The following is a 386-nucleotide window of genomic DNA, read 5'->3' on the forward strand; positions in this document are numbered from 1 at the left end:
ATCCAAATGGTTACGTTGAACGGCGTGGTAAAGCTGGCCGACTCGGCAGAAGTATTTATCAACGCTATCAGGATTATCCTCATTTTCAACATGAATTTGGTCATTTAGAAGCAGACACCGTCCAAGGCAAAGCACATCAAGGTGCAGTTATGACCTTAGTTGAGCGTCTCTCCAAAGTTGAAATCATTTTAAACATCCAACAAAAATCGGCTGAATGCGTTAATAAACATCTTAATCAATGGTTGTCCCAACAGCCAAAACACCTTTTCAAGTCAATTACTTTTGATAATGGTAAAGAATTCACTGGTTGGAAAGAAATCGCAAATAAGCATGATATTAGTACTTATTTTGCCGAAGTTGGGGCTCCTAACCAGCGTGGCTTAAAC

General features: G+C 39.6%; 1 protein-coding gene. It reads left to right on the top strand.

What is annotated here, in order from left to right; all coding sequences use genetic code 11:
• A partial coding sequence (locus FC65_RS11160) for an IS30 family transposase (RefSeq protein ID WP_156408657.1) occupies positions 1–386 on the top strand: 386 nt, incomplete at both ends.

The sequence above is a fragment of the Ligilactobacillus acidipiscis DSM 15836 genome, from assembly GCF_001435755.1.
Classification (GTDB): domain Bacteria; phylum Bacillota; class Bacilli; order Lactobacillales; family Lactobacillaceae; genus Ligilactobacillus; species Ligilactobacillus acidipiscis.